The organism is Synechococcus sp. CS-1333, assembly GCF_025128015.1.
In the GTDB taxonomy this organism is placed as follows: Bacteria; Cyanobacteriota; Cyanobacteriia; order PCC-6307; family Cyanobiaceae; genus MW101C3.
Window position 1 is genome coordinate 129,576 of sequence record NZ_JAHLYO010000027.1, and the last position, 25,522, is coordinate 155,097.

The 25,522-nt window shown below is 66.1% G+C and carries 23 protein-coding genes; 11 read left to right on the forward strand and 12 right to left on the reverse strand.

Annotated elements, in window-relative coordinates:
* Positions 1–563: 563 nt before the first annotated feature.
* The 4 genes from KQ303_RS10770 to KQ303_RS10785 form a co-directional block, all read right to left on the reverse strand.
* A complete protein-coding gene (locus KQ303_RS10770; protein WP_259730272.1) occupies positions 564–2,186 on the reverse strand; it encodes an AAA family ATPase in 1,623 nt (540 codons plus the stop codon).
* Positions 2,186–2,692 carry a hypothetical protein gene (locus KQ303_RS10775; RefSeq protein ID WP_259730273.1) on the reverse strand — a complete coding sequence of 169 codons (507 nt, stop codon included), beginning with the start codon at positions 2,690–2,692 and terminating at the stop codon, positions 2,186–2,188. The genes KQ303_RS10770 and KQ303_RS10775 overlap by 1 nt, the downstream gene beginning before the upstream one ends.
* 640 nt (positions 2,693–3,332) lie before the next feature.
* A complete protein-coding gene (locus KQ303_RS10780) occupies positions 3,333–3,611 on the reverse strand; it encodes a hypothetical protein (protein WP_259730274.1) in 279 nt (92 codons plus the stop codon).
* 272 nt (positions 3,612–3,883) lie between these two features.
* The gene (locus KQ303_RS10785) at positions 3,884–5,104 is read right to left on the reverse strand and encodes a site-specific integrase (protein ID WP_259730275.1); all 1,221 of its coding nucleotides are present in this window, start codon (positions 5,102–5,104) and stop codon (positions 3,884–3,886) included.
* A gap of 914 nt (positions 5,105–6,018) precedes the next feature.
* Between KQ303_RS10785 and KQ303_RS10790 the strand changes: the two genes are divergently transcribed.
* Together KQ303_RS10790 and KQ303_RS10795 are read left to right on the forward strand one after the other, a co-directional pair.
* The gene (locus tag KQ303_RS10790) at positions 6,019–7,719 is read left to right on the forward strand and encodes a potassium/proton antiporter (protein WP_259730276.1); all 1,701 of its coding nucleotides are present in this window, start codon (positions 6,019–6,021) and stop codon (positions 7,717–7,719) included.
* Positions 7,720–8,051: 332 nt separating this feature from the next.
* Complete coding sequence (locus tag KQ303_RS10795; RefSeq protein ID WP_233132936.1) at positions 8,052–8,501, forward strand: CopD family protein; 450 nt, start codon at positions 8,052–8,054, stop codon at positions 8,499–8,501.
* A 205-nt stretch (positions 8,502–8,706) separates the two neighbouring features.
* Here the strand turns inward: KQ303_RS10795 and KQ303_RS10800 are convergent, their stop codons facing one another.
* Positions 8,707–9,459 carry a DUF2459 domain-containing protein gene (locus KQ303_RS10800; RefSeq protein WP_259730277.1) on the reverse strand — a complete coding sequence of 251 codons (753 nt, stop codon included), beginning with the start codon at positions 9,457–9,459 and terminating at the stop codon, positions 8,707–8,709.
* Between the two features lie 252 nt (positions 9,460–9,711).
* On the opposite strand from KQ303_RS10800, the gene KQ303_RS10805 reads away from it, so the two are divergent.
* Positions 9,712–10,632, forward strand: coding sequence for a hypothetical protein (locus tag KQ303_RS10805; protein ID WP_259730278.1), 921 nt, complete (start codon positions 9,712–9,714; stop codon positions 10,630–10,632).
* A gap of 27 nt (positions 10,633–10,659) precedes the next feature.
* Here KQ303_RS10805 and KQ303_RS10810 read toward each other — a convergent pair whose 3' ends face one another.
* The gene (locus KQ303_RS10810; RefSeq protein WP_259730279.1) at positions 10,660–11,160 is read right to left on the reverse strand and encodes a DUF305 domain-containing protein; all 501 of its coding nucleotides are present in this window, start codon (positions 11,158–11,160) and stop codon (positions 10,660–10,662) included.
* A 282-nt stretch (positions 11,161–11,442) separates the two neighbouring features.
* Positions 11,443–11,763 carry a MerR family transcriptional regulator gene (locus KQ303_RS10815; RefSeq protein WP_259730280.1) on the reverse strand — a complete coding sequence of 107 codons (321 nt, stop codon included), beginning with the start codon at positions 11,761–11,763 and terminating at the stop codon, positions 11,443–11,445.
* Between the two features lie 71 nt (positions 11,764–11,834).
* Here KQ303_RS10815 and KQ303_RS10820 point away from each other — a divergent pair, with 71 nt between their 5' ends.
* The 3 genes from KQ303_RS10820 (at position 11,835) to KQ303_RS10830 (ending at position 12,654) form a co-directional block, all read left to right on the forward strand.
* Positions 11,835–12,050: a DUF3721 domain-containing protein gene (locus tag KQ303_RS10820; RefSeq protein WP_259730281.1), complete on the forward strand. Its 216-nt coding sequence runs from the start codon at positions 11,835–11,837 to the stop codon at positions 12,048–12,050.
* A gap of 68 nt (positions 12,051–12,118) precedes the next feature.
* The gene (locus KQ303_RS10825; RefSeq protein WP_259730282.1) at positions 12,119–12,373 is read left to right on the forward strand and encodes a DUF3721 domain-containing protein; all 255 of its coding nucleotides are present in this window, start codon (positions 12,119–12,121) and stop codon (positions 12,371–12,373) included.
* Positions 12,370–12,654 carry a hypothetical protein gene (locus KQ303_RS10830; RefSeq protein WP_094510547.1) on the forward strand — a complete coding sequence of 95 codons (285 nt, stop codon included), beginning with the start codon at positions 12,370–12,372 and terminating at the stop codon, positions 12,652–12,654. Before KQ303_RS10825 ends, KQ303_RS10830 begins: the two co-directional genes overlap by 4 nt.
* A 12-nt stretch (positions 12,655–12,666) precedes the next feature.
* On the opposite strand, the gene rppB is transcribed toward KQ303_RS10830, so the two are convergent.
* Positions 12,667–14,058 carry a two-component system sensor histidine kinase RppB gene (rppB, locus tag KQ303_RS10835; RefSeq protein ID WP_259730283.1) on the reverse strand — a complete coding sequence of 464 codons (1,392 nt, stop codon included), beginning with the start codon at positions 14,056–14,058 and terminating at the stop codon, positions 12,667–12,669.
* Between the two features lie 11 nt (positions 14,059–14,069).
* Entirely contained in the window at positions 14,070–14,774 is a 705-nt protein-coding gene (gene rppA, locus KQ303_RS10840) for a two-component system response regulator RppA (RefSeq protein ID WP_399233537.1), read from the reverse strand.
* 127 nt (positions 14,775–14,901) lie between these two features.
* On the opposite strand from rppA, the gene KQ303_RS10845 reads away from it, so the two are divergent.
* From KQ303_RS10845 to KQ303_RS10855, 3 genes are read left to right on the forward strand one after another with little or no spacing between them, the layout of a single operon-like run.
* Complete coding sequence (locus KQ303_RS10845) at positions 14,902–15,471, forward strand: hypothetical protein (protein ID WP_259730285.1); 570 nt, start codon at positions 14,902–14,904, stop codon at positions 15,469–15,471.
* A gap of 42 nt (positions 15,472–15,513) precedes the next feature.
* Positions 15,514–18,633 (forward strand): efflux RND transporter permease subunit, encoded by a 3,120-nt coding sequence (locus KQ303_RS10850; RefSeq protein WP_259730286.1) that lies wholly within the window; start codon positions 15,514–15,516, stop codon positions 18,631–18,633.
* A 31-nt stretch (positions 18,634–18,664) separates the two neighbouring features.
* Positions 18,665–19,747 (forward strand): DMT family transporter, encoded by a 1,083-nt coding sequence (locus KQ303_RS10855; RefSeq protein ID WP_259730287.1) that lies wholly within the window; start codon positions 18,665–18,667, stop codon positions 19,745–19,747.
* A 31-nt stretch (positions 19,748–19,778) separates the two neighbouring features.
* Here the strand turns inward: KQ303_RS10855 and KQ303_RS10860 are convergent, their stop codons facing one another.
* Together KQ303_RS10860 and KQ303_RS10865 are read right to left on the reverse strand one after the other, a co-directional pair.
* Positions 19,779–21,938, reverse strand: coding sequence for a heavy metal translocating P-type ATPase (locus tag KQ303_RS10860; protein ID WP_259730288.1), 2,160 nt, complete (start codon positions 21,936–21,938; stop codon positions 19,779–19,781).
* A gap of 82 nt (positions 21,939–22,020) precedes the next feature.
* A complete protein-coding gene (locus KQ303_RS10865) occupies positions 22,021–22,758 on the reverse strand; it encodes a DUF305 domain-containing protein (RefSeq protein ID WP_259730289.1) in 738 nt (245 codons plus the stop codon).
* Positions 22,759–23,041: 283 nt separating this feature from the next.
* On the opposite strand from KQ303_RS10865, the gene KQ303_RS10870 reads away from it, so the two are divergent.
* Complete coding sequence (locus tag KQ303_RS10870) at positions 23,042–23,416, forward strand: DUF411 domain-containing protein (RefSeq protein WP_259730290.1); 375 nt, start codon at positions 23,042–23,044, stop codon at positions 23,414–23,416.
* Positions 23,417–23,426: 10 nt separating this feature from the next.
* Positions 23,427–24,947 carry a multicopper oxidase family protein gene (locus KQ303_RS10875; RefSeq protein ID WP_259730291.1) on the forward strand — a complete coding sequence of 507 codons (1,521 nt, stop codon included), beginning with the start codon at positions 23,427–23,429 and terminating at the stop codon, positions 24,945–24,947.
* Here the strand turns inward: KQ303_RS10875 and KQ303_RS10880 are convergent.
* A complete protein-coding gene (locus KQ303_RS10880; RefSeq protein WP_259730292.1) occupies positions 24,935–25,327 on the reverse strand; it encodes a hypothetical protein in 393 nt (130 codons plus the stop codon). The two genes, KQ303_RS10875 and KQ303_RS10880, sit on opposite strands and share 13 nt — an antisense overlap.
* Positions 25,328–25,522: the final 195 nt, after the last annotated feature.

Below are 25,522 nucleotides of genomic sequence, written 5' to 3' on the forward strand. Positions count from 1 at the left end.
ATCTACTGAGCCTTTCAGAGGCGCGGCAGCTGCCTTTCCAGCCCATCGGCCAGACAAGGATCAGGAAGGTAGGAAAACCGGGGATCCCCTACCCGGATCCGCTCAATCAATTCGGGGTTTGATGTGCTTCCCGGCAAGGCTAGAGCAGCCATCGGATGCAGATTCTCGAACGAAGTAATGATTTTTGGTGCGTGCTTAAGAAGCTACGGCAGCAGGGAAATCTGCGGCTTAAATTGTGGCTAAACCGTCGACCGGCAAATCCATTGCTACACCTCCCCCACGTGTATGCTTTTCGCCCCGCTGTGGGCTAACCAGGCATAGCTGGGGCTGTTCAGTCGTCGGCGGAGCCCTGGCGGGTGATCAGGCGGCGATGGGAGCAGCTGAGGGGGTGGCGGGCCTGTCTCCGGTGGATCGGGGCTTTTTCTTCCTTACGGGATTCATCCGTAGGGGAACTTCAGCCCCAAGGTGAAGCGCAGGCGATCGGGTGCAAAGGGCCGGCGACGGAGCCGATCACAGCTGCCACCCGCTCGAAGGCTGCGACGGGTTGGGCGGGGCGAACGGGCTCATGCGGCGGCCTGATCCGGAAGGGCCAACAGACCGGTCTTTTGGGTCCCTCGTGCGCGGGGGGGCTTGGTCTGTTGGCCTTTTGGGTCTTTTGGGTCTTTTGGCTCTGCTGCAAGGGAAGTAATGGTGTTGTTCTGCTCTGGGTCCTCATGCGAGAGGGGGCCAACAGACCCAACAGGCCCAAAAGACAACGTTTCTGGCAAGCCCCCCGCGCACGTGCGCGATCCTCCAAGCGGGTCCGTCGGCCAGAACTCGTACAGGCGACCGCCCAGGCCAGGCCTGATCCGGGAGAACGATTGCAGCAGCCCCTTCTTCTCCAGTGCCGCCAGGGTCTTCCGTGCCACCTGCTCTGGGTACTTCCCTTCGAGCCCTAAGGCCTCCACCAGGGCGGCGGCGGTGGTCTTCTCCAGCAGGTCCTCCCAGCGGTCGCGCACCTCGCGGAGCACCTCGAACTGGCGATCGGTCAGCTTCCCTTCTGCGTCGGCGTGTGACTGCTCCTGTTCGAGGATTTCAGCACCACCCAGAAGGCCCCAGGAGATCCCCTCGCGCTGAATCACCAGGGCCTGGGTGGGGCCGCCCCTTCCCTGGGTCGTCAGTAGCCGCCGTGGGTCGGATTCGTTCGCCGAGGCCGGCGCAAGCTTCAGGATCTGTGACGCGGCAGCCGGGAGGGCAGTGCTTCCCCGGCTGGCGGCTGCGGCACCTTCCCCGGCCCGGCCCTTGCTGGCGTGGTGGATCACTACGACGGTGGCGCCGTGAGGCGCGACCTGTTCCATCAGGTCGAGGATCGGATCAACTACCTGGGGGCTTTCCTCTTTCAACCCCAGGGGGGCGATGCAGGCAGAGAGCGAGTCGATCAACACGATCAGCCCTGGGTGCTTCTGTGCGATCTCGGCAATCCTGTCGATCCCCTCTCCGTCGAGATGCAGAGGCTTCCCGGCGTGAGCGAGACCCAACAAGGGGCCGCCGATCGTGCCGGCAGCATCCACCCATCCGATCTCCTGCAACATCCGGCCCCAGTCGGCGGGGCCTTGATCAGTGCCAACGATCAGAACGGGCGGGCAGGGGCCATGGAGGGTGCGGTCAAGGAAGGTCGGTTCGTTCCGATACCAGGCGTCCAGCCAGGCGAGGGCCAGGGACGTTTTCCCGACCTTGGGCAGGGCGATCAGGAGGTTGAACGTGCCGCGAAGGATCAGGCCATCCCAAGCCCATTTCTCGGGCGTGAGGTTCAGTCGATCACCTGGGCTCAGCAGGTCCGGTTCCCCACCGTTCGCCCGTCGGCGCCGTGCGGCCCGTAGGAGGGCTTCAAGCTCCTGATCCCGAACGGTGATCCCCATACCCTCAGCGGAGGCCCGCAGCAGAGGGAGACGCTGGGCGTAGGGGGCCTTGCCGGTCAGCAGATCAGCGGCAATAACCTCTAGGCCCGCAAGCTTTTGTTCAGGCGCCAGGGTGACGGGCTGATCCTTCGCCTTGTTGCTGTCCAGCAGGTCGTGATCCTTGAGCCAGCCCTTGAGCTGGGTTGTATAGGCCCCCTCTCGGGCGGTTGCGGGGCTGTAAGGGGAGTCGCTCGGGATGGCCCCCAGCAGTCCCAGCCGCACCCATGCGTCCTTCTCTGAGCTGACCATCACGCCACCTCAGTCCATAGGGCCTTCTCAGCGGTCAGGGCGGCCTCAAGTGCACCCGGGTCGACGGTGGTGCCGCTAGCGGAGCGGATCGTTGCCAGGTTTCCCGTGCGGGGGTGGACTCCCCCGGCCAGCAGCAGCACCTGCGCTGGCTTCGCCAGGCTGGCGTAGATCGAATACTCCGGGGCCAGGTGCCGGTAGGCGGCGATCACCAGCCTCTGGAACTCGGTGAACCGCTCGGGGGTAATAGGCTCAGCCAGGCGGAAGTAGACGTGCAGCGACTTCCCCCCGGTGGCAACGATGAAGCTCGACGCAGCGCCGAACACTCGCCCCACCAGGGCCGGGTCTGATCCGAGAATCTGCCCAACCGTGGCAAGGTAGTAGCGGTTCCTGGCCCTCATCTCTCCGGGCTGGGCCTTCGGAGGAAACAGGGTCAGATGCACCAGGGCATCGGGCCGATGGGAACCGCGCAGGATTGCGACGTGGCTACGAACCGAAGGCCAGGCCACAGCGGTGGCCAAAAGGTGGGGAATGGTTTCGTTTGCTTCGCTCCGCTCTCCCCTGCCGGGGAGTGTGGGGTTTTTCATGCGCCAGCCCCCGCGCTGATGACAACGGGCAGCCGATCACCAGGGCAGGCTTCAACGTCCCAGCGGGCGGGGCTGTAGCCCTTCAACTGCTGAGCCTCTTCCCGCCTCACCCTGCGGTAATGAAGAATTGCCCGATGCTCAGGACCAATAGCGGATTGCGCCAGCTCGGCGACAAGCTCACGGTCGCCTGGGATTACGTGAGCGGAGACTATGTTGTGTTCTCCCCGCTCGCCCGGGCAAGGGCTCGCGGGGTTTTTCATTGCGCTACCTTCAGGCGCAGCTCGGGCCGGATCTCCTTACGGGCTTGGATGCCACGGTGATGAAGAACTGCTCGACAGGCAGCCACATCCCAGGTGCTTGGTGAGTTGGCGAAGGGACCAGCGGCCCAATGCACTCCAGGAATCAGGAAACCCGAATCAGGATGCCCGTAACGCTTGAGAGTGCGGGGGCTCACGCCAAGGGCACGAGCAGCTGACGTGGTTGGAATCCACTCTCTGGCACTGAGACAAGACGCTTCATTCCACTGCGCCCGGATAGGGCGGGAATTGATGGTGGACATCGCTCAGGGCTCCTGCCGAGCATCCAGAGCCCGCTGCAGAACATCCAGAGCCTGCTGCTGCAGAGCATCCAGATCCCGCAGAAGCTCCTCGGTTCTAGCTTTGCTTTTGGCGAGCATTGCCGTCATCGACTCCGGGGCTTGGCCAAGAGATGCCCAAACGCGGGATTTCCTATAGGGATTGTCCGCCCACCATTTAGGGCCGATGGTGCTGGGATCCACGCCTTTAGGGGCGTACTTTCGGGCTTTTGTGGTGCTGAGGGTCCACTTGGTAAGCGTGACCATGCCACGGCTCATCAAGCGCCCGCGATACCGCACCAGCCCCGTTGCTGCTCCTTTCATGTGAAAGAGGGGGTTATGGGTTGGTTCGCGTTGCCCCGGTCGCAGCAGGCCCCCCGAACAAGGGGATCCAGCCAAAATCACCGTGGGGCGGGTTGGTTAAGCCCGCTTCCTTGAGGCAGGTTTCCTGCCCTGGCGGGAGCCGGAGGTGAGGCCCGACACCCTGGCCCCTAAGGGCTCGCAACTTGAAAAAACCCTACCTGTGGTGCTGCGCAGTGTCAACTCCCCCCCACAACTGGTGGTGTGGCGAAGCTGGCGATCAGATCGGCTTCAGCAGTCCACCGCCCGTAGTGCCGCAGGTGGGTGGCGGGGCTGTGACCCATCACGGCTGCTAGGTCGCGCAACGGGATCTGTGGTTGCCGGTGGGCACCACGCCAGGCGAAGCCATGCCGCAACCCGTAAGGGGTCAAGCCGAGGCACCGACCCACCAGGGCCTGCCAGTAGGGCAGCCGGTCGAGCAGTTGCCGGAAGGCATCGCCCACGGCCTTGTGCTCCCCGGTGTTGATGGCGGTGCGGATCGCCCTCGGCAGCTCCAGCAGCCCCGGCTCCAGCAGCGCCAGGGCGCGGGCACCATCGTCGCGCCCCTCCAGTTCCAGCGGAAGGGCCAGCCGGTCGGGCTTTGAGGTCTGCGCCGTTGCCCTGTTGCGCTTCACGGTGCCTACATACAAACGCCCGTCCCTTGGGTGGAGCACCCCCAACTCGGCGGGCCGCAGCCCGTAGCAACCCACCAGCGCCACCGATAGCCACAGCTCCGGGCGGCTGGCCTCCAGGTGATCGAGCAACCCTGCCAGGGCCTCGGGGCTGATCGGGATGGTGGGTTCAGTATGCGTGGCGCTCACCCCGATCAGTTCTGCCAGGTGGTCAGGGGGTGGCGGCAGCCAACAGACCGGCGCTCCCCTGCGCTCCACCGCCCACCGCAGGAAGCGGGCGCAGTCGAGAATCTGACGCTTCCTGCCCTGGCCTCCCGATGGGCAGCGGTCAAAATGTTGACGGGCGTAAGCCCGCAGCAGCTCGGGGCCATCCCGTGGGGTCGGGCGGGTGGCAAGGGTGACCAGCAACCGCTCCAGGCGCGTCTCCAGATCCCGGCGGGTGGTTGATCGCAGATCACTGCGGGCCTGAAGGTGCTCTGCCACCAGGGCAGGCCAGTTCACCGGGCCAACTGTGGGTGCGGTTGCCAGCAGTTCAGCTGCAGCAGTAAGGCCGATACCCCGCTCTACCATCCGCTCCCGTAATACTGAGACGGTGGTGATCACGGCAGAGACGCAGTCCCCCCGCCACGTGATCGGAAGGGTGAGAGTCGTGCGGGCGCCGTCCTGGTCACGGCGGGTGAGCCGCACCCGCCCGTGGGAAGGAGCCACGCTCCAACCTTGCCCATGTTCATTCTTGAGGGCGTCCCTGAGGGTGCCCACCCATTTGGGCTGGCGGCTGGTGGCGGGCACCTGGGAGTGTGCAAAAACGTGTGCAAAACAGTGTAAAGCGTGTCATGACACCCTGCGTCAAATCAGCACGAAAAGTGTCCAGACCCATTGCTATAGCTAGTATTTCCATAGACGTGTCAACGGCTTCAGAAAACCCGATTGCCCTGCATGGCATGCAGGGGGTCAGCGGTTCGAGTCCGCTTGGCTCCATTCACTTTCTGGATCACCACCAGACACCCTTGTTGCAGAAATGGGCGCACATCTGCTCCCCATCTCAGCACCATTTTTTGTGCGCAGAATCCACGGGTGGGTGACCAGACCGTCACCTTTTCGAGCGATCGAAAGCCAACGATCGGAACCCATTGCAGCCGGGGGCTGACGACACCCACCAATTCGTACTGCAGCCAACAGGGGTGAGACCACCAGGGCGGGGCGCCACTACCCCTGCCATGACCTCACACCGATCGCTGGTAGCTCCCCAATCAGCCTGCAGCGCCTGATGTGTCAGCGCCTCGTCGATGGCGTCCCGCTCCAGACCCTTGCGGAGGGAACCGGGCAGTGCTGCCGAGAAGCCTGACGGCTCACGCCTGGTAGCTCGTCCATGCGGTTGTGGTTGCGTAAGGCGGCGCTGGACCTGGGCTGGACCCGGGTTGGACGAGGGCCTGGGATCGGCGGCAGCCGCTCAGCGGTCTGCATTGAGGTGCTCTCCATTGACGAAGGTGTGGTGACGAAGGTGTGGGGGAGCGCAGGTGCCTCATCGGCCTGGAGGGTTCCCCTGGCAGTGGCCCGCCCAGCTGGGGTTTGAGCAAGCTGGTGGGTAAACACGAGGGACAGGTGCGTCCATCCCCCCATCCCCTCCTCCATCACCTCGCCCAGGGCTCGGCCATGCATCTGGACCGTCAGCGACCCATGCCGCTGTTGCAGGAGATCAGCGCGTGATCAACGTCTCCATGCTGCTGGTGGGCGTGCTGCTGCTGGTGGGCATCGGCTCCAGCAAATTCTCCGCCCGCCTCGGTGTGCCGGTGCTGGTGCTGTTTCTCGGCGTGGGCATGCTGGCGGGTTCGGAGGGCCTCGGGCGCATCCCCTTCGAGGACTACGCCCTGGCCAGCAACGCCGGCAGCGCGGCGCTGGCTTTGATCCTGTTCGACGGCGGCCTGCGCACGTCCCTGAGCGCGGTGCGATCCGTCTGGCGCCAGGCGTTGGCGCTCTCCACCGTGGGGGTGCTGATCACCTCGCTGCTCACGGGCCTGACAGCCGCCTGGGTGCTGCAACTGCCATTGCTGCAGGGGCTGCTGCTGGGCAGCATCGTCGGCTCCACGGATGCGGCGGCGGTGTTTTCGGTGCTGCGCACCAGCGGGCTGAAGTTGCCAGAGCGCCTCACCGACACCCTTGAAGTGGAAAGCGGGTCGAACGACCCGATGGCCATCTTCCTCACCGTTGGGCTGATCAGCCTGATCACCGGCAGCAGCGATTCCTTCCAGGGTCTGGTGGGGTTGTTTTTCAGCCAGTTCGGCGTGGGCAGCCTGGTGGGCATCGCCGTGGGCCGGCTGGCGGCCTGGGCGGTGAACCGGATCCATCTCCATTACCCGGGCCTCTATCCGCTGCTGGCACTGGCCTTTGGGCTGGTGGCCTTCGGGTTGGCGGCGGTGCTGGGGGGCAGCGGCTTTCTGGCGGTGTACGTCGCCGGCATCGTGCTCGGCAACAGTTCGATCGTGTTCCGGCGCGGCATCTTCTCCTTTCACGATGCGCTGGCCTGGCTGGGCCAGATCGTGCTGTTCGTGATGCTCGGCCTGCTCAGCTTTCCCAGTCGGCTGCTGGCCGTTGCCGGCGAGGGGCTGCTGATCGCCCTGGTGCTGATCCTGTTGGCGCGACCCGTGGCGGTGGTGGTGTCCCTGCTGCCGTTCCGTTTTCGACGGCGCGAGCTCACCTTTCTTTCCTGGGTGGGCCTGAAGGGGGCGGTGCCGATCACCCTGGCCACCTTTCCGCTGCTGGCCGGAGTTCCCCAGAGCCAGCTGATCTTCAATGCGGTGTTTTTTGTGGTGCTGATCTCGGCGATCACCCAGGGCTGGTCGTTGCCGTTGGTGGCGCGCTGGCTGCGCATCGGCCGCCCGGCGGATCCGGCACCGGCCCTGTCGGTGGAGATCCACGCCTTGCGCCATGTCGATGGCGAGATCGTGGATTACACCGTGAAACCCGGCGCCCAGGTGGCCGGCCAGCACCTGCGCGATCTGGCCCTGCCCGATGGCGTGCTGGTCACGTTGATCCTGCGGGGCAAGCAGGTGGTGATGCCACGGGGCTCCACGCCGCTGGAGCCGGGCGATCACGTGTTCGTGGCCCTGCGCACCCGGCTGCAACCCCTGATCGATCGGCTGTTCGATCCCCAGCCGGAGCCACCCTCACCGCCGGCGGATCTCTCGCTCAGCTTCAACGCTGCCACCACGGTGGAGCAGCTGCATCGTTTTTTCGGCTTCCCCCTGCCGGCTCCAGGGCCCGCCTCCAGCCCTGGTCAGAGCCTCGCGTCCTTGCTGCCAGAAGACACCCCCAAGGCAATGACTCGCCTTGGCGTCTTCCGCCTGGAGGCTGGAGCGGACGGTGACTACGTCTCTGTCCGGATGGCCCGCAGCGATCACGACTGAACAGGTGCCTGGAAGGCTTGAACCGGTGGCTGACTGCGCCCTGAAATGTCTACCGCTAGGCGAGAGAGGGCAGGAATTGTCTCTCTGTTGAGCCCTGTTGAGCCTCACGGGGCTGCGATGGAAGGCCCAAAACGTTGGCCAGCAGCCTCCTAAGCGTTGCAATCACAGGTAGGCGGTGATCGGCGGCCGGGGGGTCGCGTTCTCGGCAGGGCGGTTCATCTGTCGGCAGCGTTGTGCATCCCCAAGAACTGCTGCATCGCCACCGCCCGGGTTGCGCCATGGCCGCCTGTGCCGGAACGCCTTCATCGTGGGAGCAGCCTTGTGGAGCTGCCGTGTCGCCCTTTCCGCTGCTCGTGATCGTTCATGCCCTGGCGGCCACGGTCTGGACCGGTGGCCATCTGGTGCTGGATCTGGGGGTGCTGCCCAAGGCGCTGCGGGAGCGGGAGGCAGCACAGATCCGCGCGTTTGAGGACACGTTCGAGCCGCTGGGGCTCAGCGCTCTGGCCATTCAGGTGGTCACCGGCGCCTGGATGGGCTGGATCTACCTGCCCGGCTTCCGCGGGCTGCTCAACCCGGCGAACCCGATCGGAATGCTGGTGGGGGTGAAACTGCTGCTGCTGGCCGGTACGGCCGCCCTGGCCCTGCACGCCCGGCTGCAGCTGATCCCCACCCTCAACGATGACAATCTCAACGGCCTGGCCTGGCACATCCGCGCCATCACCGCCCTGGCGATCGCCTTCGTGGTGGTGGGCGCCTTGATCCGTCTGGGCGGGCTGGGGTGATCCGTGGCTAGGCCGTTGCCGCAGGCTGGTCTGGATCGAATGCTCCAGCTCTTGTGATGCCTTCAGCATTGGGATAGCTCCTTGATCACCAACAAGTAGCCATCCCATCACCTTGCCCTCGTGAGCCGTTGGGCATCACAGCAATGATTGACCCACAGCCCTGTGGTCTCGGATTCCAGTAAGCCCGGCCTGCTGGTGCTGGTGCTCAACGCTGCTGAAAGCCCTGCAGATGCGCCGGCACCTGGCGGCTGAACAGCACGCCCAGTGGCGGGGCGGCGAGGCCGGCGTCGCTGAGCCGCTGCAGCGTCCACCAGTTGCAGTTGCGCGTCCAGAGGTAGGCGCCGTGGGCGGGGAGGAAACGGGCGGTGCGGCCCGCGGGCAACGGCAGGGGATCGGGCCGGCCGCCGGCGGGACGGCGGGGGAGCGAACGCTCCAGGCTGGTGAGCAGGGCGTGCAGGGTGGGGGCATCCACCCGGCGCTCATGCACGCGGACGGCTCCCTTCAGCAGCGGCGGATCGGGGTGGCCAGCGAGGAACAGCGCCGCCTCAGTGGGCAGGAACAGAGCGGCCGCCACCGCCTGGGGGCGGCGATCGCCGGCGGCGTAGTAGCGCCGGTCACCCCAAGCGATCTCCAGGAAGGGAGCCGCCTCAGCGCCGGGAGGGCCAAGCCGCCAGCCCGGTGGCTGCTCCACCACGATCGCGGAGTGCAGCCCCCAGTCGGCGACCAGCACCGCATAGCTGCCGGGCGGCGGCAGGGGCAGCGGCGCCGGCAAGCGGGCGCGGGGTTCGGACTGCACCGCAGCGTGCAGCAGCGGCCAACCCACCAGCGCCAGCAGGATCAGGATTTCGATGCCACCCCCACAGAAACGGACCCCGGCCGACAACGGAATGCAGCCCCGGCCCGCGCAGCGCAGCCGCAACAGTGGCGTCAGGGCAGCCGCCTGGAGGGTCGGCGTCACGGACGTGCGCGGATGCTGTTCCTGAAGCCTGGAGGCAGGCAGCGCTCAAGCTGGGGTGCTGAGGGGAAGCCTAGGCATCGGTTCCGGCGGAATGGTCAGGCCTGCAGGGGATGGATTGCAGGCAACGGTGAGGCCATCCCGGCCGAATCGTGCGCCAGATCATGCTCGTGAACCACAGGGAAGGAAACGACAGGCCGTTGGCCCCAGCAGAGGAAAACACCAGTGAAAATGAAGGTCAATCGATGCCGGGCGATGGCCGATCTTTCCACCTTCACCCAGGCGGGACTGGCCGCCGGTGCCGCCGCCACCGAGAAGCTGCGTCATGGCCTGTCTCGCAGCAGCGAGGTGCTGGCCATGGCGAGCGGCGCGGTTGCTGCGTCATTGAGTGAGCTCCACAACATCGCCGTCGATCCCCAGCTGATCAGCCGGATCAGCTCCGCCACCACCAATCACGGCGTGGCAGCGGCGGATCTGCTGGCCAGGTTGCCAGGCGAACTGGAGCACTACGGTACCGCTGCCGTTGACGCGTTCCTCAAAGGCGGTGATGCCCTCGGCAAGCACTGGTCTCACCTGGAGAGCCAGGCCAATGCGCCCCACCGGGCGGCGGAGGCCGCTAATGCCATCTGGGAAGACGGCACGGTCAACATCGCCCGGGGCAGCGCCAACATGACCGGGCTGGAGCGCCTTCGCGCCAGCGGCGACAACCATCTCGATGGTCTGATCGCCGCAGCTCAGACGCCGGAGTTCTGGCAGCGCACCCTCGGCAATGCCGTCGAGGCAGGCGCCTATTCAGCGGCGATCGCCGCCGTGGATCAACTGCTGGTGCACCGCGATCAACTGATCAACGGCAGCGCAGCGGCGCGTCAGGAGCGGCTGCTGCAGATCCTGCAGAACAGCGGCCTGGTGGCGGCAGGCGCCCTGCCGATGTCGGTGGTGCTGGCGGTGGCGCTGATGCTGGTGCCAGGCCTGGCCGTGGTGATGGGCCCTCTGGGGGTGATCGGCAGCGCCGGTCTGGGCCTGCGGCTGCTCCATTCAGCCGTACGCCACCCCAGCCGCCAGGAGCAACAAGCCGTGCAGCAACTGCAGGGGCTGATGCAGCAACAGCTCTACGCCCTGCAACGCGACAGCGACGGCCATATGACCATCACCGTGAAGGCTCAGCCCGCTGGCTGAACACTGCCCTCACTCTCACTGGGGGAGTCAGGGTGAGTCATAGTAACGCCTGTACCACTGCCTCATCTGCTCAATCTCCTGGCTCTGGGCCTTCACCATGGCCTGCTGCAGCAGGCGCAGCTCCTGGTGCTGACTGTTGGCCTGGGCCATCGTGGCCATTCGCACGCCCATCTGGTGGTGGGGAATCATCTGCTCGATGAAGGCACGATCAAAGTCCGTGGCTTTGCTCAGGGCAGTGAGATCCGTGCCCCCGCCCATCTGCCCCATCCCCATGCCGCCACCTGCGCCCCCGGTCCTGCCCAGGCCTGTGCCTTGGTTCCAGTTGGGCACGGGTTGGCCGAACCACTGCCGGTACCAGGCACGCATCTGAGCGTTCTCGCTCGTCTGGCTGTTCTTGATGCTCCGGGCCAGCTCTTTGATTTCGGGACGGGTGGCACGGCTGAGGGCAAGATCGGCCATGGCGATCGCGCCGTCGTGGTGAGGAATCATCATCACGATGAAGTGTTGATCCATCGACTGGGCACCCATCCGGCCCATCCCCCCCGGACCTCCCATCCCTGCTCCCGGCCCTGGCCCCGGTGAGCTGGATGGCGCTGGGGGCTGGGAAAACGCTGGAACTCCCAGCATCAGAACGAACGCCCCCAGCCCTGCTGTGGCAGTGCATCGGAACACCACGGCCCATCGGAACGCCATCGGATGGAAGCGGCCGGTTACGAGTCGGTGCCTCTTCATCAACTCTTCTCCATCGCATCTGCCTCTGCTCAGCATGGAGACGCTGTGAAAAGTTGGCCGCGGCTGCGGGTCATTGCTTCATTGGATCGGTCGACTCGCTCGGTACCGGCTTAGGCGCTCGATCTGACGTCCCAACTGGATGGCGATGTCGCTGCAGGGCAGGGCGCCGGCATCGTGCACGGCCAGGCAGCCCTGGATCACCTCCAGGCTGAGCCCGCGGGTCTTGAGCCGGCGCATGAACTCCAGGCGCTGCAGGCTCTGGTCGGCGAACAGGCGGTAACCGCCTTCGCTGCGGCCGATCGCCGGCAGCAGGCCCAAGTCCTCGTAGTAGCGGAGGGTCTTGACCGGCATGCAACTGCGGCCAGCCAGGGCCACGATCTTCATGCCGACGGCTGCCACGGGGCTTGACTCTCCACCTACGGGGAGACTCTAAGGTGGGGGTCAGTCCTTTCTCTCTCCACCGGAATTCCGTGAACCCCATCGCTCTGGCTCTCCTCCTCTCGGCAGGTGTTGCCCTGGCACCCAGCGCCGCCCGCGCCCAGGCCTACGACATGTTCCCGAGCAAGGCCGCTGCAGAGCAGCGAGCCAAGGAACTCAAGTGCAGCGGCGCCTTTGCGATGGGCAAGGAGTGGATGCCCTGCCAGAACTTCGATGTCTATGAGAGGGCCGTCTCCAAGGAGAAGTGACCCCAACGCCCCCGTTCTTTGACCCTCCCAGCTCTGATTCTTGCTCTCAGCATCGCCGCGAGTACCCGATGATCCCGCACCCCACCAGTCCCCTCCAGCAGCCCTGCCGGTGGGCACTGCTGGCTGCCCTTGCAGCGACGACCTTCTCCCCGCTCTTCATCACTCCGCCCGCCGCCGCGCACATGAAGGGCATGTTCAAAACAAAGCAGGAGGCGGAGCAGCGCGCTGCTGAGCTCAAGTGCAAAGGAACTTTTGCGATGGGCTCCTTGTGGATGCCCTGTGCCAATGAACAGCAACTGCACAAGGCGCTTCAGAACGAGTGAGCCGCCTTCCCCTGCTACGTCGGGTGCACCGCAGCCTGGTGCCCCTGGCCGCCCTGCCACTGCTGCTCACTGCGCTCTCCGGCTCGCTCTACGGCGCCCTCTCGGCCCAGGGGATCGAGGCCTTCTGGCTGATGAAGCTGCACACGGGCAACTTCGGCCTTCTCAATCTGCAGCCCTGGTACTCCTCGATCCTGGCGCTGCTCACCCTGTTCGTCATCGGCTCCGGCCTGGGACTGCTGCTGGGTCGCCGCAGGGGGACGCCCGCCAGCCCACCGTTCTGAGCAGGCGGGCGATCAGCGGGGGACAGGCAACCCGGGGGAGTTCGCGGCCAGAGGCAGGGTCACCGTGAAACGGCTGCCGGAGTGCCCATCCGAGCGCACCGTGATCGCCCCCCGGTGGCGACGCACGATCGCCGCCACGATCGAGAGGCCAAGGCCGGTGCCGCCCTGTCGGCGGGAACGACCGGGATCACTGCGGAAGAAGCGATCGAAGATGCGTTGTTGATCGGCCGGAGTGATGCCGATGCCGCTGTCCTGCACCTCCAGCAGCCCATGACTTCCCTCGCGCTTCAGGCTCAGCACCACCTCCCCTCCTGACGGTGTGTACTGAATCGCGTTCAAGAGCAAGTTGGATACGAGCCGATAGAGCTCTGATTCCACGCCCAACACGTTGAGATCGTCATCACCACCCTGCAGGCGGAGCTGCACCTCGGCAATCGACGCCCCCTCGCTGGTCTCCTCCAGCAGATCGCGCGCGATCTGTGTCAAGGAGCAGGACTGCAGGCCTGCTCCGGCCTCGGGACCATCCAGTCGGGCCAGCAGCAGCAGGTCACTGATCAAGCGGCTCAGCCGCTGACCCTGCCCGTAGACCACCGCCAGCGCGCGCTCCCCAGCGAGGGGGTCAGCTGACAGTTGCGTCTTGTGGGCCTCCACCACAGCCAGCAGGTTGGCCAGAGGTGCACGCAGTTCGTGGGCTGCATCGGCGGTGAACTGCTCCTGCTGCCGGTACGCCGCCAGCAGTGGCCGCATCGCCAGACCCGACAGCCACCAGCTGGCCAGGCCCGCCACCAGCAGGGCGAGCACAACAATCGTCTGGGTGGCCCACCAGAGCCGTTGCCGCTCTGCGTCGAGCCCGCTCAAGCTGCGTCCGATTTGCAGATACCCCCAATCCAGCTCCTGCGCATTCGCGCCAGGGTGCGCTGGCGTGTGGGAATGGTGCAGGTGGATCGAATACTGCAGGAAGCGTTCGCCTCCCGGCGCAGCCACCACCGTCCAGGCGGGGCCGGGGCGTTCAGCCTTGACCTTTGGCGATCCCGGGGAGTGGGCGATCAGCACACCACGGGGATCCAGCAGGCGCAGGTAGAACCGCTCCGGGTCCGTGATGCTCACGGCATGGCGAGGGACCAGTGAGGGGGCTGGCTGACAGGGGGATCCCACCAGACAAAGGCCAGGCAGCACCGCGGCCAGCTGGGGAGAAGGCTTGGCTTCCGCCGGCAGCAACGGCTTGAGGCTGTCATGCAAGGTTCCGGCCAGGGTTTCCACCTCGCGCTCGAGGGCCGACCAGTTGGAGCGCATCAACAGGCCAAACATCCCAAGGCCAGCGCCATAGAGAATCACCCCGATCACCAGCAGGTAGACAGCCGCCAGCCGCAGGCGGCTGCGGGACAGGGGACCAGGCCTGGCCATGGCGAGCCGTTCTATTGCTCTTCCTCAGGCTCCGGATCAAAGCGATAACCCTTTGATGGGACCGTGGCAATCGGACAGGCCAGCCCGTAACTGGCGATCTTGCGCCGCAGCAGACGCACCTGGGCCGCCACCACATTGCTGATCGGATCCTCATCCAGCGACCAGAGCTGGGACCGCAGCCGCGCTCCTGGGATGATCTCCCGCGGATGCTCCATGAAATAGGCCATCAGCTGCAGTTCCTTGGCGGACAGTGTGACCCTGGTGCTCCCCTTCGCCTCCTGAATGGTGAGACATCCCTCCGCTGGATCCAGCAGATAGGGACCAGCGCTTAGGACAGGATCGCGATAGTTGGGCTGCCGGCGCTGCAGTGCCCGGATCCTCGCCAGCAGTTCCTCCATGGCGAACGGCTTGCTCAGGTAGTCGTCGGCGCCGGCATCAAGCCCTTGCACCCGGTGGCTGGTGTCGGCCAGCGCCGTAAGCATCAGCACCGGCAGGGACAGACCGGCCCCGCGCACCCGACGGCAGAGTTCCGGGCCTGAAAGACCCGGCAGCATCCAATCGACGATCAGCAGGTTGTAGGTGGCCAGCTCGCTGCGCAGCAGGCTCCAGGCCCCCAGGCCCTCCGCCACGTGATCGACGACATGCTGCTCGGCCCTGAGCACCGCCTGAATCGCCCCGGCCAGCTCCGCTTCGTCCTCCACCAACAGGATGCGCAGGGGCATGGGCCTGGGCCAGGGGTGCGAATGGGGCTGATCCTAGGCAGCGCAGGCGGTTTCACCTGTTTTTCATCCCCCCTGCGGCATCCTCTGCGGGTCCTTGTTCTGCCCTTGCGGCAGCAGCAGCATGCGCGCCTTTCTTTTGGCCACCAGCTTCAGCCTCGGAACCCTGGCCCTCGGTGGCCTCAGCCCCGCCATGGCCCACGTGGGCCATGGCGATGAGTTTCAGCAGAAAGGGAATGTGCGCCAGGTGAAGGCCAGCGCGGAGATCGATTCCCTGCTGGGCATCACCACCGCCCCCGCCGCTGAAGCCGGTGGTGTGGTCACCATTCCGGTGGCGGCGGTGGTGGATGCGGACGGCAAGCCCCTGGCGTTCGTGAAGAGCGGCGCCACGTACGACCCGGTCTTCCTCCAGACCGGGGCCAGCCAGGGCGATCAGATCGAAATCACCGACGGCAGCATCTCGCCCGGGGACAACGTGGTGACCCAGGGGGCCCTCTCGCTCTACGCCGAATCGAAGAAGAGCCAGAGCGCCGCCGCACCCAGCGGAGAAGGATCCACACCGGAACCGGCAACCCCAGTGGCCGCCGCTTCAGGTGAAGCAGGCGGCCTCAACTCCCTTGTGATCGGTGCCGGCGCTGCGGTGCTTGTGGTGGGCGGGGTGCTCGTGGCCTCACGCATGGGCAAGAAGAACTGACCTCCGACCCCTTCGCCCTTTGCATCCCCACCTCCCGATCCCATGTTCGAACGCCTTCTCAATCAGACGTTGCGCACGTCCATCGCCAAGCGCTGGCTGGTTGTTGTTGCCGCCATCCTGATCACCCTCTGGGGTCTGTCGATCATCAGCCGGATGCCCCTGGATGTCTTTCCCCAGTTCGCCCCTCCCCAGGTGGATGTGCAGACCACCGCTGATGGCCTGGCACCAGAAGAGGTGGAACAACGCATCACCGTGCCGATCGAGTCAGCCGTCAACGGGCTGCCGGGAGTGGAAACCGTGCGCTCCTCCTCCAAAGTGGGGCTCTCGATGGTGCAGGTGGTCTTTAATCAGAACGCCGACATCAACCGGGCCCGTCAATCGGTGGCGGAACGACTGCAGCAGATTGAGGCTGAGCTGCCTGCCAATGCCAGCGCCCCAGCGATCTCGCCGCTCGTGTCGCCGCTGGGCACAATCCTGCAGTACGCCTTCACGCTGAAGGGCGGCGGACCAACCTCAGCGATGGAGCTGCGCCGGATCGTCGCCACCACCTTCAACAACCAGATTCTGGCGGTGCCCGGTGTCTCCCAAGTGACCCTCTACGGCGGTGAGGAGGCCCAGCAGCAGATCCAGATCGACCCCCAGCAACTTCAGGCCCGCAATGTGTCGCTGCAGGCCGTGGCCGAGGCGGCCGCTGCCGCCAGTGCCAACGCCCCCGGCGGCTTTCTGATCGCCGGCGGGCAGGAGAAGCTGATCCGCGCCAGCGGCCAGGCGAGCAGCAGCGAGGATCTTGCCGATTCTGTGGTGACAGGCAGCAAAGGGCAATCGCTCCGGCTCGGTGATGTCGCCGAGGTGCGGCTGGCCAGCGCCCTCAAGCGCGGCGATGGCAGCTTCAACGGCAAGCCCGCGGTGGTGCTGATGATCAACAAACAGCCCGACATCGACACCCCCAGAGTCACCCGTGAGGTGGAGGAGCGGATCGCCGCCCTCAGCAAGAGCCTGCCGAGCGACATCCAGGTGAAGCGCACCTTCCGGCAGGCCAATTTCATTGACACAGCGATCAAGAACGTCAGCGCTTCCTTGATCGAAGGGATCGTGATCGTCTCGGTGGTGATGGTGCTGTTTCTGATGAACTGGCGCACCGCCGTGATCACCCTCAGTGCCATCCCTCTGTCGCTGGTGATCGGCCTGATGCTGATGAGCGCCTTTGGGCTGGAGATCAACACCATGACCCTCGGTGGTCTGGTGGTCGCCATCGGCTCGGTGGTCGACGACGCCATCGTCGACATGGAGAACGTCTACACGGGGCTGCGCCAGAACCAGGTGGTCGCCCATCCCAGGAATCCGCTGCAGGTGGTGTTCGAAGCGTCGGTGGAGGTGCGCCAACCGGTGCTCCTCTCCTCCCTGATCATCGTGGTGGTCTTCGCGCCGATCTTCAGCCTCACGGGGGTGGAAGGGCGGATCTTCGCGCCGATGGGCCTTGCCTACCTGTTCTCGATCGCGGCCTCCAGCCTGGTGGCGCTCACGCTCACGCCAGCGCTCTGCGCGATCCTGCTGGCCAACACGCGTCTCCCCGCCGAGAACACCTGGATTGCCACCTGGGCGGAGCGGAGCTACCGGCCCCTGCTGGAGATGGCGCTGATCTCCCCCAAACGGGTGCTGGCCGCAGCGTTGGCGCTCGTGGTGGTGGCCTGCGCCATCCTGCCCAGCCTCGGGCGGGTGTTTCTGCCGGAGTTCCGCGAGAAATCCCTGGTGAACTCGATGGTGCTCTACCCCGGCGTGGCGCTGGAGATGACCAACCGCGCCGGCCTGGCCCTCTCCAAAACCCTGATGGCCAGCCCCCTGTTCGAGTGGGTGCAGATCCGCGCCGGGCGGGCCCCTGGAGATGCCGATGGAGCAGGCGTCAACCTGGCCCATGTGGATGTGGAGTTGAGTGATCAGGCGATGAAGGATCGCCCTGCTGCCATCGCCCAGCTACGAGAGGCCTTCCTGAAGTTGCCCGGGGTGGCCCCGAACATTGGCGGCTTCATCTCCCACCGCATGGATGAGGTGCTCTCGGGGGTTCGCAGCGCGATCGCGATCAAGATCTACGGGCCTGATCTGGTGGAGCTGCGCAGGATCGGTGAGCAGGTGCGTGATGCGATCGAGCCGATCCAGGGGGTGGTGGATCTGCAGCTCGAACCCCAGTTGCCGATCCAGCAGGTGCAGATCGCCTTCGATCGCCAGGCCGCCACGGCCAACGGGCTGTCGATGCAGCAGCTTGCCGATGCGGTGGAGGTCGCCCTCAACGGCAAGACCGTGGGCCAGGTGGTGAGCGACGGCACCGATCGCACCGATGTGGTGGTGATGCTGCCTGAACGATCCCGCAACAGCCTCGATGCCCTGGGGGCGGTTCCGATCGCCACCCCCGCCGGCACCATGCTGCCGCTGGGAAGCCTGGCCCGCATCGACTACGGCCTGGGCGCCAATGTTGTGAATCGGGAGGATGTCTCCCGCTTGATCGTGGTGTCCACCAACGTCAGCGGCCGGGCGCTTGGAACGGTCGTCGGCGACATCCAGAAGACCATCGACAGCAAGATCAAACTGCCAAGTGGCTATCTGATCCGCTACGGCGGTCAGTTCGAATCGGAGGAGCGGGCCACCGCCAACCTGTTGATCTACAGCCTTTTGGCCATGGTGGTGATCGCCGTGTTGATGTTCGTGTCCGTGAAATCACTTCCGGCCACGATCGCCATCCTGCTCAACCTGCCCCTGGCCCTGGTCGGTGGCTTGGTGGCGATCTTGCTTACCGGAGGGGTGCTCTCCGTGGCCTCCCTGATCGGGTTCATCACCCTGTTCGGGGTGGCGGTCCGCAACGGCCTGCTGCTGGTGGACAACTACAACCGCCGCCACGCGGAAGGGATGGAGCTCAAGGAGGTGATCCGCGCTGGCAGCCTTCAGCGCCTCAACGCGATCCTGATGACGGCCCTCACCTCGGCCCTGGGCACGCTGCCGCTGGCCTTGGCCTTCGGAGCGGGCAACGAGATCCTGCAACCCCTGGCGATTGTGGTGCTCGGTGGCTTGATCACCTCCACCATCCTCACCTTGCTGGTGTTGCCGGCCCTTTACGCCCGTTTCGGTGGCTGGTTGCTTCCCCGCCAAAAGCCAGCTGTGAGCGAGGCTTGATCCCATGATCCGAGGTTCTGCCTCGAGTGCCATGGCGAACCCCCAGCGGCGGGGGCTGGTCGCCGGCCTGCTGGCCGCTGTGTTCTTCGGGCTCAGCGCTCCGTTGATCAGCGTGATCAGCGGCGAAGCCTCGCCGTTGATGATCGCGGCCCTGCTCTACGCCGGAGCCGCCCTGGCGCTGCTGGTGGTGCGGGCCGCCGTGGGACGCCAGCAGGCGGAGTCGCCGGTGCAGCGGCGCGATCTGGCCCCCCTGGTGGGGCTCACGGTGCTGGGGGGCATCGTCGGCCCCCTGTGCCTGGTGCAGGGGCTCACCTTGCTGTCCGCCGGGTCGGCCTCGCTGCTGCTGAATCTGGAGGCGGTGTTCACGATGCTGATTGCGGTGCTGATCGGCCGGGAGCACCTCAGCCGCAACGGGTTGATCGCCGCGGCCCTGATCGTGGCAGGTGCCGTGTTTCTTTCGGAGGGATCGCTGGGCGGGACGACGGTCCAGGGGGGATTGCTGATCGGTGCGGCCTGCTTGGCCTGGGGGATCGACAACAACCTCAGCCAACGGCTGAGCCTGCGCAATCCCCTCCAGATCTCCCTGCTCAAGGCGCTCGGTGCCTCGGTGCCGATGCTGTTGCTGGCCATGGGCCTCGGCCAGCGGTTCCCCGCCGGGCCCGGGCTGCTGACCACCCTGGCGATCGGGGCCGTGGGCTATGGGCTCTCGATCTGGCTCGATCTGCTGGCCCTCCGGGAGCTGGGTGCGGCCCGCGAGGCGGTGGTGTTCGCCACCGCACCGTTCGTGGGGGTGGTGTTCTCGGTGCTGGTGTTGCGCGAAGCCTTCACCATCCACCAGGCGCTCGCTGCACTGTTGATGATGGTTGGAGTGGGCGCGCTGCTCAAGGAGAACCACACCCACCGGCACCGCCACGCGGCCCTGCGGCATGCGCACCGGCATCAGCACGACCCGGCCGGCGGCGATCCCCATCACGCCCACGACCACCGGTTGGAGGATCTACCGCCGCCGGGGTCCCGGGGGCCCTACTGGCATGCCCACGACCATCTGCATGAACCGATCGACCATGACCATCCCCACGTGAGCGATGCCCACCACCGCCATCGCCACGGGTAGGCAGCGGGAGGAGGCAGGCGCTACGGCCTGATCAAGCCGCTCGGTACCGCCGCAACAGCGACGAGTTGACGATCACCGACAGCGAACTCATGGCCATGGCCGCACCGGCGATCATCGGGTTCAGCAATCCGAGCGCAGCAATCGGGATGCCGATCCCGTTGTAGATGAAGGCCCAGAAGAGGTTCTGGCGGATCTTGCGCATGGTGGCCCGCGACAGGCCGATGGCGGTCACGACCAGCCGCACGTCGTTGCCCATCAGGATGATGTCACCGGCCTCCTTGGCCACATCCGAACCGGAGCCGATGGCGATGCCGATGTTGGCGGTGGCCAGGGCCGGGGCGTCATTGACGCCATCACCCACCATGGCCACGTTCTGCCCCGCCAACTGCAGGGACTTGATCGTTCCAGCCTTGTCAGCTGGCCGGACCTCGGCGATCACCTCGGTGATCCCCACCTGGGCGGCAATCGCCTCTGCGGTGGTGCGGTTGTCGCCGCTGAGCATGATCACCCGCACCCCACGGCGCCGCAGCAGGGCCACGGCCTGCTCGGCCTCGGGCCTGACCGTATCGGCCACGGCGATCACCCCAAGGATCTGATCGGCGCGCCCCAGCACCATGGCCGTTTTCCCCTGGGCCTCGAGCCCAGCGAGCTGGCCCTCCACAGGTTCGGGAAGCCGGGGCAGGAAGCGGCTCGCCAGGGAACGGTTGCCGAACCAGACGACGTCCCCGCCCTCTTTGGCGGTGATGCCCTCACCCACCTGGGCCGCAAACTGCTCCAGCGGCAACAGCTCCAGATGGCGCTCTGCAACGGCCTCGGCAATCGCCGCCGCCAGGGGATGTTCTGAGCCATGCTCCAGGGAACCTGCGAGCTGAAGCACTTCCTGCTCCGAATGGCTTGCCAGGGGCTCCAGATCGGTGAGCACCGGCTTGCCCAAGGTGAGCGTGCCGGTCTTGTCGAAGACCACCGTGGTGAGCTTCTCGGCCCGCTCCAGCACCTCGCCGCTGCGGATCAGGATGCCCTGCTCGGCGCCCTTGCCCACCCCCACCATCAGCGCCGCGGGGGTGGCGATGCCCAGGGCACAGGGGCAGGAGATCACCAGCACGGCAATGAAGGCCAGCAGGCCACTGCTGAACTGGCCCGCCAGGGTCCAGAAGGCAAACGCCGCGAAGGCGATCAACACCACGGCTGGAACAAACCAGCCGGTGACCTGATCGGCCAGGCGTTGCACGCTGGCGGTGCTGGCCTGGGCCTCCTCCACGATGCGCACGATCTGGGCCAGGGCGGTGTCGGATCCCACCCGGCTGGCCTGGAAGCGCAACAGGCCCATTCCATTCACGGTGCCGCCGATGAGTTCGGCACCAGCCTGTTTGGCCACCGGCAAGGATTCACCGGTGAGCAAGGATTCGTCCACAGAGGAGCTGCCATCCAGCACCACCCCATCGGCGGGGATCTTCTCGCCCGGGCGCACCAGAACAGTTTCGCCTGTGTCGATGGCATCGGCGGGCACGGTCATCTCCATGCCGTCGCGGATCACCGTGGCCGTGGCGGGCTGAAGATCGAGCAACTTGCGCACGGCGGCTGAGGAGCGTTTCTTGATGATCTCCTCCATGTACTTGCCCATCAAGACGAAGGCGATCACCACCGCCGAGACTTCGAAATAGACATCCCGTTCACTGACGCCGACCGGCAGCCAGGTGGGCGCAAAGACCACCACCACGCTGTAGAAGTAGGCGACGGAGGTGCCGAGGGCGATCAGCACATCCATGTTGAGGGCGCGGCGCTTCAAGGCAGCCCAGGCGCCGGTATAAAACGACCAGCCACCGATGAACTGCACGGGGGTGGCGAGCGCAAACAGCCACTTCCCCCAGCTCATCCAGGGCAGGAAAGACACAGGAGCCCAGGACACCAGGCTGACTCCCGCCGCCAGGGCAATGAAGGCCCCGGCCCGCAACAGAGCCAGCGCCAGCACACCGCCCATAACGAAGCCCACCCGCCTGCGCATGACGCGCAGTTCACGGTCGGGATTCTGGAAGGTCTGCAGACAACTCTGGCTGCAGAAGTAGTAGCTGCGGCCGCCGCGCTGGGTCGTGAGGGCTGTGGCCTTGGGAACCACCATGCCGCAGATGGGATCCTTGGCCATGCCCTTTTTGCCAACGCCGGTGGGCGGCGGGCCGTGTCTGCCGGGCGGCATGTGGTGATGGCCTTGGACGTGGCAGGCCGGTGAGTCAGTCAAGGCAGGTGGCCCAATGCTTTCAGGATGAAGTCGCCGGTGATCAAAGGCTGAACAGTGCGTCGTATCTGCTGTACTCAGGCTTGCGCAGACCCTCCACCGCCAGCATCCGCCGCAGTTCGATGATCTCCGCCCGCTGGGCCACGATCACGCCGCGAGCAAAGCGCCGGATCGTGGGGTTGGTGCTCTTAGCCAGGGCGTCGTGGGCCATGATCAGCGCCCCGCCGTGGTGATCGAGCATCCCTTCGAGGAACCACACCACCCGGTTGTCCCTGGTGGGGAGCTCTCCCATCATCCGCATGCCGTCGATCTGGGCCTGGCTCATGCGCGTTAGGCCCGCCAGGCTGTTGGGATCACCGCCGCTCGCCAGCGCCACGGGATAGACGGGCGCCTGGGGGTACCAGGCCTTGCGCCACAGCCCCATGGCCCGGATTTCGTTGGCCTGGTCCCGCCAGATCGTTTTGCCCAGAGCACCGACACCAGGGGAACCGATGCCGAAGACGAATTCGCTCATCCGCAGCGCACCGGTGTGGTGCTGCACCATCCCATCGATGAAACGCAGGTCGTAGGTGGCTCCGGCGGGGCCCACGTTATGGGCGTGGCCGGCATGGGCCGGGGCGGATCCGGCAGGGGCAGACATCCCAGGCATGTTCATCATCCCTGGCATGCCTTGGTGCCCTTCGTGATTCATGCCGCCTGGCATCTGGGCCAGGGCCGGAGCCACCATCGAGAGAGCAGAGGCGAGCCCGATCAAGGTGGCGGTGAAGCGGGACGGGCGCATGGCGGCAGGGTAAGGACACTTCACCGTATGGTCTCCCCTTGACAGGAGAGTCAAGGGCCAAGGGCGTAGCAAATCTGCGCCGGTCGATGCAGGTCATCACGGGCTTGACTCTCCACTTAAGTGGAGGCTCTACGGTTAAGGCATCCCCGCATCAGAGGCCATGAACTCGACAGCTTTACGCGGTCCTGCGCGGTTCCTTGGGCTGCTGCTGGGGGTCGGCGCTGTTGCAGCCGTTGTCTCAGCGGGCGGGACGCTCCCGGCACGCGCCAGTGCTCTAGCCCTGATGCCGGTCACCTCCTACCGATCCGCGAGCTGCGGCTGCTGCAAGGGCTGGGTGCAGCACATGCGCGCCAATGGCTTCGCTGTGCGCGATGTCGTGGTGGCGGATGTCGCCGTGATCAAGCGACGCCTGGGGGTCCCCGCCCCCCTGGCCTCGTGCCACACCGCCGAAGTGGCTGGATTTGCCCTTGAGGGTCACGTCCCTGCCGCCGATGTGAAACGGCTGCTGCAGAAAAGGCCGCCGGTGGCGGGTATCGCCGTTCCGGGGATGCCCCTGGGCTCCCCAGGCATGGAATCGGCCTACGGCAAGGAGGCGTTCACGGTGATGGCCTTCACGCGGACCGGAGCCATCAGCAACTTCTCCCATCACGCCAAGTAAGGACCCAACCATGAACACTCCCCTTCGGCGACGGCAGATGCTGGGACTGGGGCTCGCCGGCCTCGGCACAGCCGTGGTCAGCCCTGTTCTCTGGGACCGGGTTCAGCGCAAAGCCGCCCGGGCCCAGCCCGCCGGTGCGGCGCACCTGGTCTCCCGTGGCGGCGTGGCCGATCTGGAGCTGGTGGCCCGCGCCACGCCGGGCCTGCTTCCCGGTGGCCCCGCCACGCTGCTCACCTACAACGGCCGCTCGCCCGGTCCACTGCTGGAGGTGAATGCAGGCGATCAGGTGCGGCTGCGGCTGCGCAACGACCTCCAGGAGCCCACCAACCTGCACTTCCACGGGTTTCACATCCCGCCCACCGGTACGGCCGACAACGTGTTCCTGACCGTGCCGCCCGGTGGGTCCACCACCTATGCCTTCAAGCTCGCCGCCGACCATCCGGCCGGCCTTTTCTACGTACACCCCCATCACCACGGCCACTCGGCCGATCAGGTGTTCGGCGGCCTCGGTGGCGCCCTGGTGGTGCGCGGTGATCTCGACCGAATCCCTGAGGTGGCGGCGGCCAGCGAAACCGTGCTGGTGCTCAAGGATTTCGCCAGCGCCGCCGGCACAGGTGAGGCCGGCATGGGCATGGGCATGGGGCGCATGCTCGGCCGGGAAGGTCCACTGCTGACGGTGAACGGGGAGCTCAATCCCGGCCTGGCGATCCCCAGCGGCGGCCTGCTGCGGCTCCGCCTGCTCAATGCCTCCAATGCCCGCATCTACCGCCTCGCCCTGGAGGGCCACCGGCTGGTGCTGATCGCCACCGATGGCGGCGGGATCGCGACCCCTGAGGCCCTCGACGAACTGCTGCTGGCCCCTGGCGAGCGGGCTGATGTGCTGGTGCAAGGGAACCAGACCCCCGGCACCTATCGGTTGCTCAATCTGCCCTACCAGCGCAGTGGCCACATGGGCATGACCGCCGCTGAGGAGGGTCCCCGAACCCTGGCCACCCTCAACTACGCCGGATCAATGGCGACGCTGCCACTCCCAAAAACCCTGATTCCCGTGCCGGCCCTGCCGCAGCCGGAGCGCACGCGGCGCTTCTCCCTAGCCCATGCCATGGGGATGGGAATGGGCGGCATGCAACACGGCATGGGGGGCATGGGCGCCGGAGGCATGGGCATGGGCGGCGGCGGGATGGGCGTGGGTGGCATGGGCTTCGTGATCAATGGCCAGCCCTTCGATCCCGATCGCATTGACACCCGGGTGTCGCTGGGCAGCACGGAAGACTGGCTGATCGTCAATGACGACGTGATGGATCACCCCTTCCACTTGCACGTCAATCCCTTCCAGGTGATCAGCCGCGCCGGCCGCCCCGAAGCCCAGCGCCGCTGGAAAGACACGGTGCTGGTAAAGGCGGGCGAGGAGGTGCGCCTTCGCGTGAGCTTCCGGGATTTTCCGGGCCGCACCGTCTACCACTGCCACAACCTCGACCACGAGGATCTGGGGCTGATGGGGGTGCTGCAGATCGATGCTCAGGCAGGTTGAGCCGTGGCACCCCAACCATCAGCGCCGCCGGGGTGGGGATGCCGAGGGCACAGGGGCAGGAGATCACCAGTACGGCAACGAAGTCCAGCAGCCCTGTGCTGAAAGGGGCCCGCCAGTATCCAGAGGCCGAACGCCGCGAAGGCGATCAGCATCACTGCAGGCACGAAACTGCCGGTGGCCTGATCGGCCAGGCGCTCCACGCTGGCGCCGCTGGTCTGGGCCTCTTCCACGAGGCGCACCGTCTGGGCCAGGGCGGTGTCTCCGCCCATCAGCTTGGCCGGCGGCAGGGATTCGCCGGTGAGCGACGACTCCTCCACCGAGCTGCTGCTTTCGGTCACGACCCCATCGGTGGGAATCTTCTCGCCCTGGCGCACCAGCACCCGCTAATCCATGGCGATGGTGTCGGCAGGAACGATCATCTCCATGCCGGCCCGGATCACCGTGGCGGTGGCGGGCTGGACTTGCCGGGCTCGAGGGATTTGCGGTGGTTGTTGTCGTTGTGGTGTGGCCCGGGCGGATCGCTGGGTTGTGGCCTGAGCGTTGGCGAGTTCATCCTGGCCGCTTCAGATCCGTGG

Bases quoted from the DNA above. Each gene is read 5' to 3' on its own strand.
- KQ303_RS10805 (WP_259730278.1), top strand. From the start codon at position 9,712: ATGGCCGATCTTTCCACCTTCACCCAGGCGGGACTGGCCGCCGGTGCC.
- KQ303_RS10845 (WP_259730285.1), top strand. From the start codon at position 14,902: ATGCGCGCCTTTCTTTTGGCCACCAGCTTCAGCCTCGGAACCCTGGCC.
- KQ303_RS10810 (WP_259730279.1), bottom strand. From the start codon at position 11,160: ATGGGTGCCCAGTCGATGGATCAACACTTCATCGTGATGATGATTCCT.
- KQ303_RS10825 (WP_259730282.1), top strand. From the start codon at position 12,119: ATGATCCCGCACCCCACCAGTCCCCTCCAGCAGCCCTGCCGGTGGGCA.
- KQ303_RS10860 (WP_259730288.1), bottom strand. From the start codon at position 21,938: ATGCCGCCCGGCAGACACGGCCCGCCGCCCACCGGCGTTGGCAAAAAG.
- KQ303_RS10770 (WP_259730272.1), bottom strand. From the start codon at position 2,186: ATGGTCAGCTCAGAGAAGGACGCATGGGTGCGGCTGGGACTGCTGGGG.
- KQ303_RS10870 (WP_259730290.1), top strand. From the start codon at position 23,042: ATGCCGGTCACCTCCTACCGATCCGCGAGCTGCGGCTGCTGCAAGGGC.
- KQ303_RS10865 (WP_259730289.1), bottom strand. From the start codon at position 22,758: ATGCGCCCGTCCCGCTTCACCGCCACCTTGATCGGGCTCGCCTCTGCT.
- KQ303_RS10780 (WP_259730274.1), bottom strand. From the start codon at position 3,611: ATGGTCACGCTTACCAAGTGGACCCTCAGCACCACAAAAGCCCGAAAG.
- rppB (WP_259730283.1), bottom strand. From the start codon at position 14,058: ATGGCCAGGCCTGGTCCCCTGTCCCGCAGCCGCCTGCGGCTGGCGGCT.
- KQ303_RS10855 (WP_259730287.1), top strand. From the start codon at position 18,665: ATGGCGAACCCCCAGCGGCGGGGGCTGGTCGCCGGCCTGCTGGCCGCT.
- KQ303_RS10875 (WP_259730291.1), top strand. From the start codon at position 23,427: ATGAACACTCCCCTTCGGCGACGGCAGATGCTGGGACTGGGGCTCGCC.
- KQ303_RS10850 (WP_259730286.1), top strand. From the start codon at position 15,514: ATGTTCGAACGCCTTCTCAATCAGACGTTGCGCACGTCCATCGCCAAG.